The organism is Kineococcus gurbantunggutensis (assembly GCF_050871925.1).
GTDB lineage: Bacteria > Actinomycetota > Actinomycetes > Actinomycetales > Kineococcaceae > Kineococcus.
Genome location: NZ_JBJLSG010000313.1, coordinates 1 through 2,054, shown reverse-complemented (window position 1 = coordinate 2,054; position 2,054 = coordinate 1). Strand labels below are relative to the sequence as shown.

Here is a 2,054-nt window from a genome sequence, read left to right as displayed (position 1 = left end):
TCCGAGTAGCGCGTACGACCGCGACTGGGGGGGCGGCAGCGGCGGGCGCCGGGTGGGGGGGCGGGCGCGGCCGGCGGGCGGCGGGCCCCCGGCCGGGCGCACGGGGTCCAGGCGCGCGGGCGGGGCCGCGCCCGCCGCGGGGCGCGCGGGCACGGCCATCGGCAGGTCCCGCGGCGGCAGGGGCCCGCTGGGACCGCCGATGTCGCGCAGGCGGGCCATCAGGTCCTCGGAGGGCTCCGGGTCCGGCAGGGCGTGCAGCCGGGCGCGCACGAGGCGCTCGGCCTCCACCGCCTCCGCGCACGCGCAGCACGAGCGCAGGTGCTCGTCGGCGCGCAGGGCCGCGTCCGCGGCGAGCCGCCCGTCGACGAGCGGGGTGACCCGCGCGCCGAGGTGCGGTCCGCTCACGAGCTCTCCTCGCCCAGGGCGAGGCGGGACGCCGGGGCCGGCGCCGCCGGGGGGCGCGGGGCGCGGTGCGCCAGCGCCGTGCGCAGCTGGGCGCGGCCGCGGTGGATGCGCGAGCGCACGGTGCCCAGCTTCACGCCGAGCGTGGCCGCGATCTCCTCGTAGGACAGGCCCTCGATGTCGCACAGCACCACGACGGCGCGGAAGTCCGGCGGCAGGGAGTCCAGGGCCGCCTGCACGTCGTCGTCGAGGTTGCGGTGCTCGTAGGCGCGCTCGGGGCCGACGTCGGTGCTGGGCAGCTTCTCCCCGGCGTCCTCGGCGAGCGCGTCGAAGCGGATGCGCTGCTTGCGGCGGACCTGGTCCAGGAAGAGGTTCGTGGTGATGCGGTGCAGCCAGCCCTCGAAGGTGCCCGGCTGGTAGCTGGACAGCGAGCGGAACACCCGCACGAAGACCTCCTGGGTGAGGTCCTCGGCGTCGTGCCGGTTGCCGGTGAGGCGGTACGCCAGCCGGTACACCCGGCCCGAGTGGTCGCGCACGACCTCCTCCCACGTCGGGGGCACCCACGCGGAGGCGGCGGGGGCGTGCGCCACGCCGGCCTGCTGCGCGGGCAGCTCGCCGGGCACGACCCCGGGACCGCCTGGGTCGTCGGGCACGGTGCTCCTCCTGGTGCGGGCGGGGAAGGGGACCGCGAACGGCACCGCCACTGCTCCCATCGTCTCCCACTCCCCTCGCGGGGGCCACTCCCGGGCCCCGCATCGCACCCGATCTCCACCGGACGGGCTCACGGGGTCCAACGGGGGGAGGACGCGCGCGGTTCCCGGGGTCCCCCGCACGGCGGTGCCCGCGCGCCGGTACCCCTCCCCCGGGCCCGCCGCGGCCCCCCGCGGGCTCCGGGTTCACCGGGCCCGGCCACGGGCCGATGCACTACGTTGCGCAGGTGCCCCCGCCCGCGAAGCAGCCCGCCAGCTGGGCCTACGCCGAGCAGTTCACCACCGAGGACGAGGTGCTGCAGTGGGCGCGGTCCCGCGCCGCCGACCTCGGCTGCGAGCCGGTCTCGCCGGGCGTGGCGGCGGCGCTGACGGTCCTGGCGGCCGCCACCCGGGCGCGCACGGCCGTGGAGGTGGGCACCGGCACCGGCGTCTCGACCGTCAGCCTGCTGCGCGGCATGGCCCCCGACGGGGTGCTGACGACCATCGACGTCGACGGCGAGCGCCAGCGCGCCGCCCGCGAGGCGGTCGCCGAGACGGGGGTGCGCCCGAACCGGGCGCGGATGATCCCCGGGCGCGCGCTGGAGGTGCTGCCCCGGCTGACCGACGCCGCCTACGACCTCGTGCTGCTCGACGGCGACGAGCGCGAGTACTCCGCCTACCTGGAGCAGGCCCAGCGGCTGCTGCGCCCGGGCGGGCTGCTGGTGGTGGACGACGCGTTGTGGAACGGGCGCGTGGCCGACCCCGCCGCCCGGGACTCCTCCACCGTCGCGCTGCGCGAGGTGGGCCGCACCGTGGCCGAGGACGAGCGCTGGGTCTCCGCGCTGCTGCCCACCGGCGAGGGCCTGCTGCTGGCGGTCAAGCGCCCCTGAGCCCCGCCGCGCCCGCTCGGCGCCGGGCCCACCGGCCCGCGCGGCCCCGGACCCCGGCCGGGGTCCGGGGCCG

At 79.3% G+C, this 2,054-nt stretch carries 3 protein-coding genes; 1 reads left to right on the top strand and 2 read right to left on the bottom strand.

What is annotated here, in order from left to right:
* Both ACRYR7_RS25345 and sigE read right to left on the bottom strand, forming a co-directional pair.
* Positions 1-405 (bottom strand): anti-sigma factor (locus ACRYR7_RS25345; protein ID WP_459115338.1); only part of this gene is annotated, 405 nt, incomplete at its 3' end.
* Positions 402-1,115, bottom strand: a complete 714-nt coding sequence (gene sigE / locus ACRYR7_RS25340; RefSeq protein ID WP_432575152.1) for an RNA polymerase sigma factor SigE — start codon at positions 1,113-1,115, stop codon at positions 402-404. The genes ACRYR7_RS25345 and sigE, both read right to left, overlap by 4 nt.
* A gap of 206 nt (positions 1,116-1,321) precedes the next feature.
* Here sigE and ACRYR7_RS25335 point away from each other — a divergent pair, with 206 nt between their 5' ends.
* Entirely contained in the window at positions 1,322-1,981 is a 660-nt protein-coding gene (locus ACRYR7_RS25335; RefSeq protein ID WP_432575150.1) for an O-methyltransferase, read from the top strand.
* Positions 1,982-2,054: the final 73 nt, after the last annotated feature.

Excerpts from the sequence above, each read along its gene's own strand:
- sigE (WP_432575152.1), bottom strand. The coding sequence starts at position 1,115 with ATGGGAGCAGTGGCGGTGCCGTTCGCGGTCCCCTTCCCCGCCCGCACC.
- ACRYR7_RS25335 (WP_432575150.1), top strand. The coding sequence starts at position 1,322 with ATGCACTACGTTGCGCAGGTGCCCCCGCCCGCGAAGCAGCCCGCCAGC.